Raw genomic sequence first — 15,931 nt, forward strand, 5'->3', positions numbered from 1 at the left:
CACGCGGCTTCACATTGTAATCGATCACCCGCTTTACCGGGACTAGCGCTTTCATCGTCAGTCTTCCTTTTCAATATCATCAGGGTCGAGCGGCGGTCTTCCAGCGCGCGATCAATGTTTTTCCGTCACAGCCTGCAGCCGGGCGAGCCAGTCCCGGCGTGCGCGAATAATCGCGGCGCGGGGGCAGCCTCCCGCGAACAGTTGCGATCCTCACCACCGACCTGCGCGTGTCATGTACCACGTTCATCACGCACGCTCTCGATCACCGCAATCTCCCCAGCTATCGACCGCGCCGCCAGCCAATAGCAAAAGATCGCAAGCAGGAGGAAAAGTCCCAGTAGCAGCAGCGCCTGTTGCAAACCCGTACCTGCCGCCTCCGCGCACGCGGACGTCACGACCGCACCGCTGTCCATACATTCCTGTGCATAGTGGGTTCCGTACCGCGTGGTTGCCATCACGTCGCTCATGTAACCGAGAAAGGCCGAGCCTAGCCCCAGACCGAATACCGTCTGGCCGAATGCATGGATGGCAGCGGCAGTGGCCCGCATCCGGGGTTCGACCAGCCGCTGGGTCACGGTCATGATTGTGGGCAGAAAAGCATAGAGGCAGAAGGTCGATCCGAACAGAAGCACCGCCATGATGCGCCATTCGTCCTGATAGATCGCCGCAAGGAAAAGCGGCATGGCCAGCATCGTCGCCAGCATCGGCAGATATCCGTACCGCCGATGGGCCCCCGCCGCGAAGCGGTCGGCAATCAGCCCGCCCGTCACTCCGCCCAGCGCAGTGGCCGCGCTGAAGGTAATTGCGAACGTCAACGCCGCCTCTGCAAGGTCGAAATCGAACCGGCGAACGAGCAACGGGATGAGAAAAAGATTGAGGCCGAAACCCACCAACGCGACCATGCCACTGCCGACGGTGAATGCCACGAATGCGCGTGATCGACCCACTCGGCGAATGACCGCCCCAAATGGCGGCGCGCCCTGCCCGGCGTTGAGCCTGACAGGCTCCCGGATCGTCAGCCAGAGAAGCAGTGCCAGCAACAGGCCCGGGGCGCCCGCTGCGACGAATGCCCACCGCCAGCCATAGGTTTGCGCAATCCAGCCCCCGCCAAGGACGCCGATCGCGCCACCGACGGACACACCCACCGCAATCGTCGAGAAAACCGTCGCGCGGCGTTCTGGGGGAAAGCGGTCTGCAATCAAGGAGACGACCGGCGGAGTGAACCCTGCCTCACCGATACCCACGCCCATGCGCGCCAGCAGCAATTGGACATAGCCTGTGGCCGCGCCGGATAGCATCGTCATCAACGACCAGAGTGCGGTCGCGGCCGCGACGATGCCGATGCGATTGACCCGCTCGGCAAGGCGCGCGATCGGAATGCCGATGCCGCCATAGAACAGCGCGAAGGCCGCGCCGCCCATGATGCCGAGCTGGAAATCGCTGAGCCCGAATTCCTGCCGGATCGGCTCTCCGACCACGGCAATGATCATACGGTCGATGAAGTTGAAGGCGTAGATCGTGGCCAGAAGGCCGATAAACCACCAGTCCCGACCTGAGAAACGTCTCACAGCACCGCTTCCTGTCGCAACCGGGCCATCTGGGCGATGACATGGATGGCCACCATGCACATTGCCATCGTGGCGGCACCAGCGATCCAAATCATGACCGGCGACCAGGCGGAATTGAGCGCCAGCGATACAGGAGCGGTAGTGGAGCCGAGCGTCGCGGCATAGGTAAAACTGGGCAGGATCAGCAGCCACAGCCGCTTGATGCCGCCAAGGTACGGCACAAGCTTTGCCAGTGCGGCACCCAGAACGAACCCGCCCGTGGCATCGCAGAACGAGAACCAGATGGGCGAGCCGAAGAGATGGAACGGCTGGTTTCCGTAGAATGCACTCAATTCCATCCACTCGCATATCGATACGGCGAGCCAGTCGACCGCCGCGGTCGCGAAGAAAAGCTTCCAGACACTGGCGACGGGCGCCCCGCGTTCGACTACTCGCCATACCAGATAGGCCGATCCTCCGAAGAACCATGCATAGCCTAGCGGTACATACCAGGGGATGGTCCGTTCATAGCCGCGGAAGAATGCCAGCGGGTTTTCCGCAGGATACCAATAGAGCAGCGTGTTATCGTAGATCGGCTCGATCATCACGGCCGAAAGCGCGGTTCCGGCGAAAACAAGGGGCAGGACCCAGCCCCGTTTGGGTCGTTCGGAGCCGAGCGCCCACCACGCCATGATCGCGGCAAGGATGACACAGGTGCCGATCAGAAATATGGTACCCGCCGGTTCAGGGGCCGGCATCACCGGCATGGGTGTAATCGTCGATTCCAAAAAAAGCCTCTCCCGCCTTGTGCAAACAGGATGTCGGCGCGAAAAACTCTCGCAACCTGTCCTGCGACAGGTTGTGAAACCCGCGCTTCCATTGCTTATGCCGGCTGAAAAGGAGAACCCATGGCTGGACGGCTGGAAAACAGGATTGCAATCGTGACGGGTGCCGCAGGCGGTATCGGTGCGGCGTCCGCAAGGCGGCTCGCGCAAGAAGGCGCAAAAGTCGTGCTTGGCGATATCGATGTCGAAGCGGCGGCGGCCGCAGCGCAGGATATTCCGGGCGCAACATCCCTACCGCTGGACCTGACCGACGAGAATTCGGTTCGCGAATTCGCCGAACAAGTTGCCGCGGATCTGGGCCGTATCGACATTTTGCACAACAATGCCGCCATTCAGAACGATGCACAGCGGCAGGCCGATCTCGATGTCCTGAACCTCGACGTGGCCGCTTGGGACCGCGCGATGGCGGTCAATGTGCGGGGCGCGATGCTGATGAGCAAACATGTCCTGCCCGGCATGATCGAGCATGGACGCGGATCGATCATTCACAGCGCATCGGGCTTTGGCGTGCAGGGCGAGGCGACGCTGACTGCCTACGGCTCGTCCAAGGCCGCGCTGATCCAGCTCAATCGCATGATCGCGACCCAGTATGGCAAGCTGGGCGTGCGTTCGAACTGCATGGTGATCGGCTTTGTCCTGACACCGCTTGCGCAGGAATCGACGCCGCCGATGGTGAAGGACATCCTGCTTTCACACCATCTTACCCCGCGGCTTGGCCAGCCCGAGGATGTGGCCAATCTCGTGGCATTTTTAGCCAGCGACGAGAGCGAATTCATTACCGGTGCCGCAATTCCGGTCGATGGCGGCGTCACCGCGCATCAGCCAAGCTACGCCGATTTTCAGAAGATGTTCGCGGAAATGGGTGGCGGCAAGCTTTAACCGGCCAGTTCGGCCAGCCGGTCCATGCCGCGCACGGGGTCCGTCTGCCCATCCCATCCGGCATGGGCCTTTTCCATCAGCGCCAAACTGCCCAGCATGGCTTCGGACATTTCCATCAGCTCGGTATAATAACCGTAAGATGCAAAGGTATCGTACAGGCAGAAACGCTCTCCCGATAGCATCGTGCCGCTATAGGCGACTTTGAAGCCTGCTGCCGACAGGCGCGCATAGGCAGTGTCATAGTCGGCGCGCGGCATGATGTGATGCAATCCTTCGCCCCGTGCCTGCAGGAAATCGCGGAAGGGTGAGGCGCCATCGTTGGTCTGCTGGAGCAGTTCGATCAGGACGCCGCCGGAAAATCCGAACCCCACCCGCATCGAAACCTCGGTCGGTTCTCCGTAATATTGCTGGCCGGGCATGACCGGCACGTCGAATACGAAGAATGGCCCCGCACACAGATCGCGTGTCCAGTGCTCCAGCGCGGCATCGATGTCCCTGACGATATGACACAATTCGACGATCGATCCTTCAGGCTGCATCGCTCCATCCCTCCATGCTGGTGCGCCGTGCAAAATCATACGCGCGCGTAGCGATCTGCGCCCTGCGACCGGCAAGGTCGATCATGGGCACGCTGGCCGGAATATCCCCGATCGTCGTCAGCCGCACCTCGCGGATCATCCGGCTCAGGTCGAGACCTGCCGGTACGCCCTGCCACCTTGTCAGCATCCAACCTTTATGCAGCCCGCAAGTGTCGATCCAGTTCGCGACGCCGGGATCGGCCAGCGCAATCGCATAGGTCACCGTCCCATCAGCATTGGGCACCACCTGCCCCTTGTTGAGGCTGGCAAGCCGCAGCAGCGGATCGGGCGCGATGGTCCACGGATCGGTGATCTGGAAGCCGGTGTAATAGCTGCCCGCAGGATCGAGCGTGACCAGCAGCGCCTCGTCATCCTTCAGCGCGAACCGTCCGCCTGCCAGATAACCCCAATTGCCGTCGCGCCCGTTAGGGCCGACCAGCCCGTTGGGCGCGGGAAAGCCGAGGAAGCTGTCCTTGAAACCGCGCCAGAAACGCACCCATGCAGGCATGTCAGCGACGATTGCGGCGGCGATCTCGTCCTCGCTGCGCGGCGACCAGTCGGGCGGCGGGTCGAGACGGGTGACAGAGACTTCTGCAGGCATCTGGTTCCAGTCGCATTGGCTGTCGCGCGTGTAGATCTGGATGCGGCCGGGACGGGATTGCAGATGAAGCGACCCGCCCGCTTGCGGCCCCACGGTCACCGACACGCGGCGGTCGCCATCGCAATGCGGCAGCAGGTCCTGCAACGTCAGCGCACCGATATTATCGCCCAGCCCGGCGTGATGTTCCGGCTCCATCTCGATCACTACGCTGAATTGCGGTGGGTCGGCGGAAAAGCGCAGGTCGATGCGATAGCTCCCTTCCCCGTCGATCGGGATTTCGCGATTGAAATTATCGGGATTGTCCACCGCGACCGCCGCGCCGTGATAGACATGGCCGAACCATCGCCGCGGGGGATTGGACACGTTCCAGGTAACGACCGGCGACGCCGTGTCGCCATTCGCTTCGCGCATGGCCAGCGCCAGAACCCATTGATCCAGGGCGCGGTCCAGACCCAGATTGCCGTCAGTCGTGCGGGCGGCGGGATCGCTCAGCATGTCGCGCCGCGCCGCTTCGCGCGCCGCCCTGACGTCAGGGCGTTCGATCAGGCGGAGCGCCAGAATTTCAGCGCGCTCCTGCTCTTGGGTGTAGAGCGGATTGGTCATGATATGGTGCCCACGCGGCCGCCTTCGACGAACACGGTGCTGCCGGTGGTATAGCTCGATGCATCGCTGGCCAGCAGGATAGCCGCGCCAACCGCCTCGTCCGCCGCGCCGAAACGCTTGATGGCATTGCGCTCCGCAAGGCCCAGCCCCTTATGGATCTCGGCCTCCTGTCCGTCCGGGCTCATCGAACCGACGCACAGCGCGTTGACGCGCGTGTGCGGGGCCAGCGCCTTGGCCAGTGATCTGGTAAGGAAGGACAGCGCCGCCTTGCTGACGCCATAGGCCACTGCCGGCGGAATGGGCGTGAAGCCCCCGCAACTCTGGACCGAGATGATTGTGCCCTTGCCGTGGGCCTCCATCTCGGAGGCGGTCATCTCCGCGAGGCGCCAGGTGGCCATCACGTTCACGTCTATCGCGGTTTTCCACACCTCGTCGGTATTCGCCCAGAGGCCGCCGTCTTGGGCATAGACTACGCCTGCAGCAGCATTATTGAAAATGATATGGATCGGTCCGAACGCTTCGCGCGCCTTTGCGACCAGATTGACGAGGTCTTCGCGCTTGCCCGCATCGGTGGCCACGGCCAGTGCCCGTCCGCCGTCCGCCGCGTTGATCTCTGCCGCGATCCGGTCCAGCCTGTCCTGCGAACGTGCGGAGATGACGACACTGGCGCCAAGTTCGGCGTAGGCCTTCGCAACATGCTCGCCCACGCCGGGGCCGACGCCGGTTAGGATGGCGGTTTTTCCGTCGAGGCGAAAGCGATCGAGTACGCTCATGATGGTCTCTCCAGAAGATGGCCGAAGCGGTCGTAATATTCCGTCATGCGGGCGCGCACTTCCGCCACGTCTATCCCGTATTGTTCGGGCGTATGCTTGTGCTTGCCCATGCGCTTGGCGGCAGGATTGTCGGTCAGGAACCGGTCGATCCGGGCGGCGTGTTCGTCTGAAAAACGCAGGCCGAAACGGTCGTAGATTCGCCGGATCGTCCCTTTCGGGTCGGCCACCACATCCTTGTGCGCCAGATCGATGATCCGCTCGTCGATCCGCGGATCGGCACGCGCGGACAGGGCGCGGTTCATGCCCGCGATCCACGTTTCCACCACGTCGCGCCCGATGGCGGCCTTGTCCTTGTCGCCGCCGAACGCCGCGAGGAACCCGGCAATGAAGCTTGAGAGCGATGAGAATGTCAGCGCAGGATCCCGGTGCGTCCATACCAGCATCGCGCCCGGATAGGCCTCCAGCAGCGCAGGCAGGTCGAACAGATGCTGCGGCGATTTCAGCGTCCAGCGCCCTTGCGGCCCCTTCCACTGGAAGTTCTGCAGCAGCCGCTTGTGCGATATATACTGGCCGGGCACCTCATTCGTGCGCAACCAGTCGGCATAGTCGGGCACGCCCAGTTCCGCGGGGAAATTGGTGCTGGCGAAGTGATATTGCATCCCGTGATTGCATTCGCCCGGCTGGGTGCAGTCGAACCGCTGAATGTCGAGCAGTTGCGGCGCATGCTTCAGCCAGTTGTCGTACATGGCGGTGACCTGCGCGATGCGCGGATCGCTGTCGAATGTTGCTGCCTCGGTCGGGGGCCATGGGATATACCATTCCCATTCGCGCGGCGCCCGCGCCTCTGGGTCAAGGCACAGCAGATCGTAGGTGATAGTGGTGCCGGTGCGCGGAAGGCCGATCACGATCAGCGGATCGCCGACATCCTGCTGCGCGATTTCCGGATGGTTGCGATCATCCTCGACAAACCGAAGCCGCGTGGAAAGCTGGCCCACGATATTATGGGTCGCCAGTTGGCGAAGCTGGTCGTTCGGGCCCATCGCCTCCACCGCCGCGGCCAGTCTTTCAAACCCTTCGCGCCACCCCGTGTCCGGTCCGAAGTCGGTCAGGCCCGTGGCATCGCGAGCGGCGGTTTCCAGTCCGGCTACGCTCAGCGGTTCGGTCATGACAATTGCTGTTCCATCATGGCCAGCAGGTCGGCGTAATGCGGCTGATGCGAGAGGCCCCCTCCCGAAATCGAGATGTTCTCGCCAGTGATATAGCGACTCTCGTCCGACGCGAGAAAGGCGATAAGCGCGGCGATATCGTCCGGCGTGCCGAATTCCGGCGTCAGTATGTGGCGCTGGATCACTTCCTTAAGGCCCGGGACCGTGGCCTCAAGCGCTGGCGTCAGGACAACGCCGGGCGAGATCGAATTGCAGCGGATGTTCTGCTTGCCGTATTGGGTGGCGACATATTTCGACAGCGTGATGATGCCGCCTTTCGAGGCGCCATAGGCGACCCGGGCGAGGTCGCCCGCGATACCGCTGTTGGACGCGGTATTGATGATCGATCCGCCGCCGCGCGCGATCATGTGCGGGATCGCATATTTGCAGCCCAGCAAATAGCCGCGCAGGTTGATGTCGATGATCTCGTCCCAGATCTCGATGGGAATATCGACCGGCGTGGTGTCCAGCGGATGCTTGGCCGGATCGGTCATGGCGGCATTGTTGTGAAGTATGTCGATCCCGCCGAAATGATCGGCGGCAGCCGTCACCATCGCTTCGATGGATGCCGGATCGGATGCGTCGAACTGGATGGCAAGCGCGGCATCGCCCAGCGGTCCGGCCGCGGCCCTGGCGCTATCCTCGAACAGGTCGGCAATGACGACCTTGCCCCCTTCCCGCACAATGCGGTTGGCAACGGCCGAACCGATACCGCCGCCTCCGCCGGTTACGACGGCCACCTTGCCCTCAAGCCTGCGCATTGCGTTATCCTCCCGTGAAATTCTTGTTGAATTCGATGAACCCCTTCAGTCTCTCCCTGCGGTCGGCCTCGACTTGCGGAAGCTTTTCGGCGCCTGGACCGTCGGGGATGATCTGCACCGGTTCGCCGGCCAGCAATCCGGCCAGCGCGTTGTTCGTCACATCGGCAGGATCGAATGCATGTGATGTGTCGAAATCTGCAGGAACAATTCGCAGCAGTGTCGGAGTGCGCATGATCGGGGCCGCAATGCCGATCACGTCGATGCCCCGTTCGTGATATTCTGCCCAAAGCGACTCTGCGAAATTGATCTCGAACGCCTTGGTGGCGGCATACATCACCAGATTGGGCTGACCGCCCAGCCCAGCACCCGACGCCATTACTATTATACCGCCCGTGCCCCGCTTCAGGAAGCGCTTGCCGAAACCGTTGGCGGCATCGATCAGAGTAGTGATATTCATCCTGACCAAACGATGCGCTGCTTCGGTACTGTCTTCGAAAAAAGCCGAAAAACCGTCCGCGCCGGCGTTTGAAATATACAGCCCGATGTCCAGATCCGACGCGGCCTCGACAATCTTCGATCCCGCCTGGTCTTCGGTCAGGTCCTGCGCGCAGGCCCGGTATTCGATCCCGAACTCCGATGCCAGGTCCCTGCCCAGCCCTTCAAGCGCCTCCTGCCTGCGGGACACCAGAACCAGATTGATGCCCATGGCCGCCAGCTGCCGGGCATAGCATTCGCCGGTTCCTTCGGATGCTCCCGCGATGACGGCCCAAGGGCCATAGCGCTCGCGAAAGGCGGCCTTGTCGATCGGGCGTCGCGGAAGTTGGCGCATGGTGTCTCAGCCCCCCTTCAATTCGGCAAAGCGGGCCTTGGCGGCTTCGATCCCGCGGATCAGAGCGGTGCAGTTGCCAGCACCGGCATAGAACAACATGAAATGAGGAATCAGCGCCAATTCCTCTTCAGTGAATTCATCGTTCGCCAAGGCGCCCATCATCTGGATCTCGATCAGGTCCTGCCTGCCCAGCATGGTCGTGGCGCCAAGCACCATGAGGCGCTTTTCCCTGATAGACAGGGCATCATCGGCCCACAGATTTCCGAACTGGTTTTCGATGATCTCGCGGTTGAAACGGTCGTTCTCCCGCCCCTTCATCATCCCCGAAAAGCCCTCGCCATAAACGGCATCGAAGACCTTCAGTCCATTTTCCCAGGCATTGTCGCTCATCGTCATTCCTCGCTTGTCTGGTGGGGTCGCTCAGGCGATCGGCTGGCCTTTGGGATATTCCAGGCCAGAGGTGGAATCGGCGTTGTCGCGGATCAGTTCGATCATCGGCAGCCGCACGCCAAATCGGGCCGCCTCATCAATGGCGACTTCAAGATCCTTGATCATCAATCCCTTGAAGTAATTACGCATTCCGGTCTCCTGCTCATTTCCGGCAGGATCGGGGCGCACCACCATGGCCAGCGCCCCTTCCAGCCCGCCGCCCGCATTGGGATCGCCCGACAGAGCCATGCGCAACTGGCCCAGATCGACCCCGTAGTTCCGCGCGATCACCGCACCTTCGTAACCGGCACGCATGCAGCCGAAATAGGTGGCGTTGCGGGCGATCTTTGCGGCCATGCCGGCGCCCGGGCCGCCCATGTGAATGACCTGTCCGGCAAATCCGTCGAAAATGGGCTTTGCCTTCGCCATGTCCTCGTCAGAACCACCCGCAAGACAGATAAGACCGTTTTCACCCGATTTCGGGCCGTTGGTCACCCCGCAGTCGATCAGGATCACTCCCGCTTCGGCGCACAGCTTTTGCGCGGTTTCCAGTTCCGTCATCGATATGGTGGACAACAGGATCACCGTCTGCCCGGCCTTGTTGGCTGCGAGCACGCCGTCGGGGCCCGACAGCACGGCGATCGTCTGTGCGCCATTCAGAACGGCGATCAGCACGCAATCGGACGCTGCCGCCAGATCCCTCGGCGTTGCCGACATCGGGGGCGCTCCGGGGATTTTTTCGGCCGCCTCGGCCCGCACGTCATAGATGGCGGAAAGCTGGCCGGATCGCTGGAGGCATTGTGCCACCCCGCCGCCAATGCCGCCAAGGCCGATTACACCACCGCTTTTCATCATTGTTCTCCTTGAATTGAGTCGGCGTGGTCGCGGGTCACGAAAAGGTGCCGCAGCTCAGATTGTGTTGCTTCATCCAGCCCTGCGTCCGCCAGATAGCGCGATACAGTCTTGTGACTGTTCTCGATCCGGTCCCACGCAGCCTGAAGATATTCTGTTCGCACGCCTATCAGCGCATCCACCTGTTCGGCGCTTGGCATAAAGCCGAAGCTGGCCCGGATATCGCCTTCCAGCGTTCCGCCGCGCCGAAGATTCTCGCCGAACACCACGGACCGATGATAGTCCCGCATGATTTCGTCCCGCGAGGCCCCCAGCATTTCCAGCAGTATGGCAACCGCGACCCCCGTGCGGTCCTTGCCCGCAGTGCAATTCACGATTGCCGGCCTGCCTTCCAGCAGGCATTCGCCCACGGTTTTCCAGTGCGGCGCAAGCGCATCGGGAATTTCCCGGTATGTCTCGCTCATGATGTCGATGGCCAGCCGCTCATCACCGCCAAGGCTCAGCCTTTCGCGTCCATCGTTTCCGAAAACGCGCAGGTCGGCATTCACGTCCAGTCCCAGCCAGCGGCAGTTCGCGTCCTGCCAATCATGCGGATGCGTCTCTCGCTCCCGCCTAGAGCGCAGGTCGAAGATATATCCGATCGCCAGCGATTTGAGCTGTGCATGATGTTGCGGCAACAAATTGGCCGGACCTTCGGCGCGAAAGAGTGCCCCGCCGCGAACGGCACCGCCATTCGTTCGTATACCGCCCAGGTCGCGGAAATTGAGATTAGCCAGATCCATCGTCACGGCGCCGGATAGACCGGAATGGCTGCGGCCATCTGTTCATACATGGCCGGATCGAACCAGACATGTTCCAGATAATGGCCCAGTGTCGCCCGTTCGTCGGTATAGGCATAGCGCATCACATCGCCCAGCTTTCCGCGCCACACCACGGGATGCGTCGCCAAATCGAGCGAAGCCATGTAGGCTTCGAAATCGCTCCGATCGCCATCGACCCGCAAGGCCGCGTGATGAAAACGCATGGCAAAGCTGCCGTCCGTGGGTAGCACCTCTGCATGAAGCGGCGCCTGTCCGGGCAAAGGCTCGATAAGTTCGATCTCGACCCCGCCCACATTGGCCAGCGCGATTTTCATCCGGTACTCTGGCGAGGAGACCAGTCCGGGCGCATCGTTTTCGAACACGTGAAAGCGGGAAACGCCAAATTCGTCGCGCCAGATGGCCATCGCGCGATCGAGATCGCTGGTCACATAGGCGTTCTGGCTATGCCTTGCCCCGGGCCGTGAAAACATGATCTGCGCTCCTAGTTGTTGATCATTTTCCCGCCGTCGACCACCAGCGTATCGCCGGTGTGATAGCGGGACAGATCGCTGGCGAGATAAACCACCGCGCCCCACAGATCGTCGGGCATTCCCGCGCGGCCGAGCGGGGCACGGGCTGCCACGCCATCGGCGATCATCTGGCCGATCTCGGGGTCCTTCATGGTCATTTCGGTGATGATGAAACCGGGCGCGATGACATTGCAGCGAATGCCATGGGGGCCGAGTTCCGCGGCCAGCCCCTTCGCCAGCCCCGCAAGAGCGCCCTTTGCCGCACCGTAATGCACCAGCGTCGGCACGCCCTGGAAAATCGATCCGCTGCCGCACAGGATCATGGAGCCGCCGGGATCGCCCGCCTCGGCTCGGGCCACCATGTGCCTGGCCACTTCGCGCAGGGTGAACACCACGCCGTGCTGGTTGACGTTCATCAACGCGTTATAGCTATCGGCATCCATGTCGATAAACGGCACCGGATTGGCAATGCCCGCATTGGCGACCACCGTGTCGATCCGGCCCATCGCCGCAAGCGCATCGGCCACGCCGGCCACGATCTGCGCTTCGTCGGTGACGTCCACTTCGGCGGAATGCACCTTGACGCCAAAGGCCCGCAGCTTTTCTGCCGCCTTGTCGTTGGCATCCTTGCGCCTGCCCCAGATGACGAGATCGCTGCCCGCACGCGCCATCCCTTCGGCAAAGGCAAAGCCAAGGCCCGAATTGGCACCCGTCACCAACGCAACTTTCCCGGTCAGATCGAACATTTTTTCTGTCATGTCGCCGCTACCCTCTCCGTAGCCGGCCTACCCGCTGTTGCCGGATGCGCCGCATATCTTTCGGTAGGACAAAGTTCGGCAGCCATCGCTTTTACGAATGCGCGACAGAAAAATGCCGCAAGGGAGATCGGGGGATGAAGCAAGACACCAAGGGTCAGGTGTTCAGGATCGGGGACATGCTCGCCCCCGTGCTCGACGACGCGCAAAAGGCCGCGCTGGCAGGTGCATCGCAAATGCACTTCGACTTTTCGTCGAAAGCGATCCTCGACGCCGCCAAGGCCCAGACCGGCCTGAGCGACTTTGGCGAAATGGACTTCGTCGAAAGGCTGGATTTGTGGTGCGAGTGCGTGGAGGAAGACGAATTCCTCTCGCCCGTGGGCCGCGCCGGTCTGTGGCCGATGTTCGTGCGCTATGCCGCGACCCGCCTGCGGGTAGAGGACCTGTGCAAGCGCCACCCGGAAATCCTCGATATCGAAATCGACAGCCCGATCATCGTCGGCGGCCCGCCGCGTTCGGGCACCACCCATCTGCTCGGGCTGCTCTCTGCCGATACGCGGCTTCGCTCGCTCCCCTGGTGGGAAGCCATCGCGCCCATCCCGGCCGCCGAAGACGCGCCGACGGCAAGCGATTCCAACCCCCGCTGGACCAAGGCGCAGGCCGGGTGGGAACAGCAGGACGCAGTCTTGCCGATGATGCGATACATGCATGAATTCTCGCCCGATCATATCAGCGAGGATATCGAACTGCAGGCCCTCGACTTCTCATCCTATCTGATCGAATGGCTGGCCTATGTTCCAAGGTGGCGCGACTATTACCTCAGCCATGACCAGAGCGGCACCTATGCCTATCTGAAGAAGGGGCTGCAGGTTCTTACTTTCCTGAAGGGGCCGAATCGCTGGGTGATCAAATGCCCGCAGCACATGGAACAGCTGCCCGTTCTGTACAAAACCTTCCCGGATGCGACCTTCGTGATCACGCACCGCGATCCGGTGGGTTCGATCCGCTCGACGCTGTCGATGGCGCTTTATGCTTCGCGCGTGCTGCGCACGAAAAGCGACCCGGAGGAACCCAAGGGCTACTGGATCGACCGGTACAAGACGCTGTTGTCGCGCTGCGTGCGCGATCGCGATTGCCTGCCGGAAGACCAGGCGATCGACGTCTATTTCCACGAATGGATCAAGAACCCCGACCCGATCCTCCGGCAGATCTATGCCAAGGCGGACCTGCCGCTGGACGAGGACACGTTGCAGGCCCTGCACCAGTATCACCGGGATCACGATCCGGCCGTCAACGGCAAGGTGAAGTTCGATCTTGAAGGCGATTTCGGTCTGACGGCCGAGGATATCCGCCAGCATTTCCAGTTTTATTTCGATCGCTTCCCGGTCGAAGTCGAAGTCAGATAATTCATCTACGTCACGGAGTAAGAAATGCCGAAAATCAATGTGATCGACCGATCTGGCGCCAGCACGGAAGTTGAAGCCGACAATGGGCTGAGCCTGATGGAGATCATCCGCGACGATGGATTCGACGAACTGCTGGCACTGTGCGGCGGCTGCTGTTCCTGCGCGACCTGCCATGTTCACGTGGAAGCGTCCTATTTCGCCAAGCTGCCGGAAATGACCGAGGATGAAAGCGACCTTCTCGACAGTTCCGACCATCGCAACGAAACCTCGCGTCTGGCGTGCCAGGTCGAAATGAGTGATGCGCTTGACGGGGTGACTGTCACCATCGCGCCGGAGGATTGACCATGGCCGATGCGCAATCCGAAGTGCTGGCCTTCTTCGAGGAGTGGAAGCCTACGCTGGGCGATATGCTCGCGTCGATGGAACGGCGCTTTACCGACAGGACGGTTTGGGAAAATGTCGGCATCTCGAAGACCACCGGATTCGCGGAGGCGAAAGCTTTCATGGACGGCTTTGCGCAGATGTACCCGATCGAAAGCGGCGAGGTGATCGTTCACCACGTCGCTTCGGACGGGAACGTGGTCTTGACCGAACGAACTGACAATTTCCATGACAAGGACGGCCAACTGCTCGTCTCCATCAAGCTCATGGGGATTTTCGAAATGGACGGCGACAAGATCGTGTCGTGGCGGGACTATTTCGATACCGCCAAGGGCTTTGGGTGATGTTCGCGGATAAGAAGATCTGGACGCAATTGCCGGTCCTTCCGGCAAACGAACTCGTACCGCTGGTCCGCCAATGGGAAGCGGCCGGAATCGAGGGGGTCTGGGTCCCGCAAATCTTCGGCCTCCCCTTCGTCACCCTTGCGGCAGCCGCAGCCGTCACCAGCAGGATAAAGCTGGGCAGCGGCATCGCGCTGGCCTTCACGCGTAGTCCGCTGGAGACGGCATGCAGCGTCATCGATCTGGACCACATCAGCGATGGCCGCGCCGTGCTTGGCCTGGGGTCCAGCGCGCAAAGCCAGATCGAAGGCAGCTTTGGCATGCCATACGGCAAGCCACTGGCGCATATGCGCGAAATTGTGGAGCAGGTGCGGGCGGTCATCGCCAAGGGCCACACCGGCGAACTACAGGTGCTGGCAGGCGAATATACTACGCTCGACCTGTCGCATTTCCGGCTGACGGGGCCAGCGCGCCGCCCTGCCATTCCGGTTTATCTGCCTGCCATTTTCGAAAAGGCATGCGAGCAGGGCGGAGAGATCGCCGAAGGGCTGCTGGGCCATCCGTTATGGACGACCCGCTGGATCGAGGAAAAGGTCGCCCCGCACTTGCAGGCAGGTCTCGACAGAGCCGGACGGGAGCGGTCGGCTTTCGATCTGAATCTGATGATATTTACCGTCATCAACGAGGATCGCGATGCGGCCATTGCGGATGCCCGCGCGAATATCGCGTTTTATACGCAATCGCCCCAGTATCTGCGCTATTTCAAGGCGATAGGCTTCGAAAAGGAAGCAGCGGCGATTCAGGATGCGTTTGCCCGGCAGGACTTTGCCGCGATGGAGGCGGCCTGCCCTGACGAGATGGTCAGTGCGATCACGGTGCTCGGTTCGGCTGAGGAGGTGAAAGCCCAGATAATCGAACGCGCACGCTTTGCCGATTCGATCACGCCCGTCGTGCCGCAATTCGGGATGGATGAAGCCAAGGCCGCCATTTATCGGGACCGCATCGCCGATCTCTTCTTCCCGGCGCCAATCTGATCACGCGAGAGCTATCAAGACTTAGGCGCTGAACAGACCTGCCAGAAGAAACCGCGCCATCGCATCGGCCCGGTCCTCGGGCGACGGATTGGCGGCGCCGTCACCAGGCAGATCAGGCAGAAGCCGGTCATGCATCGGGGCAAGCGCGAAATAGGATCCGACCCCGTGAACGAGCAGCGCCAATAATGCACCGGAATCGATCGGACGCAGCGCCGTGCCCGATCCTACCTGTTCCAGAAGGTCCTGAAGGCGGCGCTGGAACGGCAGGGTGAAGCTTTCCGTCATATAGTCGAGCCGCCAGCTCGGCTCGCGCCCTTCAAGGTGGCTCATGGCCACAATGTCCGAATTGATGATCGCCCAGCGGCAAAACCGATGAATCAAGTCCCGCAACTGTTCTTCCGGAGGGTGCGACGGGTCGAAGGCCAGTTCAACCTCGCGGGCGGCTTCCTTGAGCCGCCAGTCGACTGACGCCTTCCATAACTGCGACTTCTTGCCAAATCGCACATTGAGCAAATTGTGGCTGACGCCCAGTTCGCGGGCCATCGCGCGCATTGTCGCGGCTCCATAGCCATGCGTGGCGAACATGGCGAAGGCGGTCCGTAGCAGCGATGCCTCGTCAACCGATTCACCGGCATCGGCGCGTGGGCGCCCCCGGGTCTTCTCACGCCTGCGGGTAAGATGGCCTGTCATCTGGCCAGTTGCCCTGTCCGCCGCCCTGCCCTCTCGGGTGGAGGCGGGCGAATTTACATTTGCTGCATCCATCGACATAGATTGACAACTAA

At 61.6% G+C, this 15,931-nt stretch carries 19 protein-coding genes; 5 read left to right on the plus strand and 14 right to left on the minus strand.

Going from position 1 to position 15,931, the window contains the following annotated elements; genetic code table 11:
- Positions 1–230: 230 nt before the first annotated feature.
- Both AC4FIJ_RS13900 and AC4FIJ_RS13905 read right to left on the minus strand, forming a co-directional pair.
- Entirely contained in the window at positions 231–1,628 is a 1,398-nt protein-coding gene (locus AC4FIJ_RS13900; protein WP_490337288.1) for a spinster family MFS transporter, read from the minus strand.
- Entirely contained in the window at positions 1,565–2,314 is a 750-nt protein-coding gene (locus tag AC4FIJ_RS13905; RefSeq protein WP_490337289.1) for a hypothetical protein, read from the minus strand. The genes AC4FIJ_RS13900 and AC4FIJ_RS13905 overlap by 64 nt, the downstream gene beginning before the upstream one ends.
- 141 nt (positions 2,315–2,455) lie before the next feature.
- Between AC4FIJ_RS13905 and AC4FIJ_RS13910 the strand changes: the two genes are divergently transcribed.
- Positions 2,456–3,271 carry an SDR family NAD(P)-dependent oxidoreductase gene (locus AC4FIJ_RS13910; protein WP_066849639.1) on the plus strand — a complete coding sequence of 272 codons (816 nt, stop codon included), beginning with the start codon at positions 2,456–2,458 and terminating at the stop codon, positions 3,269–3,271.
- On the opposite strand, the gene AC4FIJ_RS13915 is transcribed toward AC4FIJ_RS13910, so the two are convergent.
- Genes AC4FIJ_RS13915 through AC4FIJ_RS13965 form a run of 11 tightly spaced genes read right to left on the minus strand, consistent with a single transcriptional unit; the run spans position 3,268 to position 11,990 of the window.
- A complete protein-coding gene (locus AC4FIJ_RS13915; protein ID WP_066849632.1) occupies positions 3,268–3,810 on the minus strand; it encodes a VOC family protein in 543 nt (180 codons plus the stop codon). The genes AC4FIJ_RS13910 and AC4FIJ_RS13915 overlap by 4 nt on opposite strands.
- On the minus strand, positions 3,800–5,053 hold the full coding sequence (locus AC4FIJ_RS13920; protein WP_490337290.1) for a hypothetical protein: 1,254 nt from the start codon (positions 5,051–5,053) through the stop codon (positions 3,800–3,802). The genes AC4FIJ_RS13915 and AC4FIJ_RS13920 overlap by 11 nt, the downstream gene beginning before the upstream one ends.
- Positions 5,050–5,826: an SDR family NAD(P)-dependent oxidoreductase gene (locus AC4FIJ_RS13925; protein ID WP_066849628.1), complete on the minus strand. Its 777-nt coding sequence runs from the start codon at positions 5,824–5,826 to the stop codon at positions 5,050–5,052. Before AC4FIJ_RS13925 ends, AC4FIJ_RS13920 begins: the two co-directional genes overlap by 4 nt.
- A complete protein-coding gene (locus tag AC4FIJ_RS13930) occupies positions 5,823–6,992 on the minus strand; it encodes a sulfotransferase family protein (protein WP_490337291.1) in 1,170 nt (389 codons plus the stop codon). Before AC4FIJ_RS13930 ends, AC4FIJ_RS13925 begins: the two co-directional genes overlap by 4 nt.
- Positions 6,989–7,792: an SDR family NAD(P)-dependent oxidoreductase gene (locus tag AC4FIJ_RS13935; protein WP_490337292.1), complete on the minus strand. Its 804-nt coding sequence runs from the start codon at positions 7,790–7,792 to the stop codon at positions 6,989–6,991. Before AC4FIJ_RS13935 ends, AC4FIJ_RS13930 begins: the two co-directional genes overlap by 4 nt.
- Before the next feature lie 4 nt (positions 7,793–7,796).
- Complete coding sequence (locus AC4FIJ_RS13940) at positions 7,797–8,621, minus strand: SDR family NAD(P)-dependent oxidoreductase (protein ID WP_490337293.1); 825 nt, start codon at positions 8,619–8,621, stop codon at positions 7,797–7,799.
- Between the two features lie 6 nt (positions 8,622–8,627).
- Positions 8,628–9,011 (minus strand): carboxymuconolactone decarboxylase family protein, encoded by a 384-nt coding sequence (locus tag AC4FIJ_RS13945; protein WP_490337294.1) that lies wholly within the window; start codon positions 9,009–9,011, stop codon positions 8,628–8,630.
- 30 nt (positions 9,012–9,041) lie between these two features.
- Complete coding sequence (locus AC4FIJ_RS13950; RefSeq protein WP_083988151.1) at positions 9,042–9,902, minus strand: NAD(P)-dependent oxidoreductase; 861 nt, start codon at positions 9,900–9,902, stop codon at positions 9,042–9,044.
- A complete protein-coding gene (locus AC4FIJ_RS13955; protein ID WP_083988090.1) occupies positions 9,902–10,684 on the minus strand; it encodes a tyrosine-protein phosphatase in 783 nt (260 codons plus the stop codon). Before AC4FIJ_RS13955 ends, AC4FIJ_RS13950 begins: the two co-directional genes overlap by 1 nt.
- A gap of 2 nt (positions 10,685–10,686) precedes the next feature.
- Positions 10,687–11,193 carry a VOC family protein gene (locus AC4FIJ_RS13960; RefSeq protein WP_490337295.1) on the minus strand — a complete coding sequence of 169 codons (507 nt, stop codon included), beginning with the start codon at positions 11,191–11,193 and terminating at the stop codon, positions 10,687–10,689.
- 11 nt (positions 11,194–11,204) lie between these two features.
- Positions 11,205–11,990 carry an SDR family NAD(P)-dependent oxidoreductase gene (locus tag AC4FIJ_RS13965; protein WP_490337296.1) on the minus strand — a complete coding sequence of 262 codons (786 nt, stop codon included), beginning with the start codon at positions 11,988–11,990 and terminating at the stop codon, positions 11,205–11,207.
- 134 nt (positions 11,991–12,124) lie between these two features.
- On the opposite strand from AC4FIJ_RS13965, the gene AC4FIJ_RS13970 reads away from it, so the two are divergent.
- Genes AC4FIJ_RS13970 through AC4FIJ_RS13985 form a run of 4 tightly spaced genes read left to right on the plus strand, consistent with a single transcriptional unit; the run spans position 12,125 to position 15,149 of the window.
- Entirely contained in the window at positions 12,125–13,393 is a 1,269-nt protein-coding gene (locus tag AC4FIJ_RS13970) for a sulfotransferase family protein (RefSeq protein WP_490337297.1), read from the plus strand.
- Between the two features lie 24 nt (positions 13,394–13,417).
- On the plus strand, positions 13,418–13,735 hold the full coding sequence (locus tag AC4FIJ_RS13975; protein WP_066849592.1) for a 2Fe-2S iron-sulfur cluster-binding protein: 318 nt from the start codon (positions 13,418–13,420) through the stop codon (positions 13,733–13,735).
- Positions 13,736–13,737: 2 nt separating this feature from the next.
- Positions 13,738–14,118 (plus strand): limonene-1,2-epoxide hydrolase family protein, encoded by a 381-nt coding sequence (locus tag AC4FIJ_RS13980; RefSeq protein ID WP_239806439.1) that lies wholly within the window; start codon positions 13,738–13,740, stop codon positions 14,116–14,118.
- Positions 14,118–15,149 carry an LLM class flavin-dependent oxidoreductase gene (locus tag AC4FIJ_RS13985; RefSeq protein ID WP_066849588.1) on the plus strand — a complete coding sequence of 344 codons (1,032 nt, stop codon included), beginning with the start codon at positions 14,118–14,120 and terminating at the stop codon, positions 15,147–15,149. Before AC4FIJ_RS13980 ends, AC4FIJ_RS13985 begins: the two co-directional genes overlap by 1 nt.
- Positions 15,150–15,170: 21 nt before the next feature.
- Here the strand turns inward: AC4FIJ_RS13985 and AC4FIJ_RS13990 are convergent, their stop codons facing one another.
- Positions 15,171–15,917 carry a TetR/AcrR family transcriptional regulator gene (locus AC4FIJ_RS13990; protein ID WP_490337298.1) on the minus strand — a complete coding sequence of 249 codons (747 nt, stop codon included), beginning with the start codon at positions 15,915–15,917 and terminating at the stop codon, positions 15,171–15,173.
- Between the last annotated feature and the right edge of the window lie 14 nt (positions 15,918–15,931).

This window comes from Croceicoccus sp. (genome assembly GCF_983967925.1).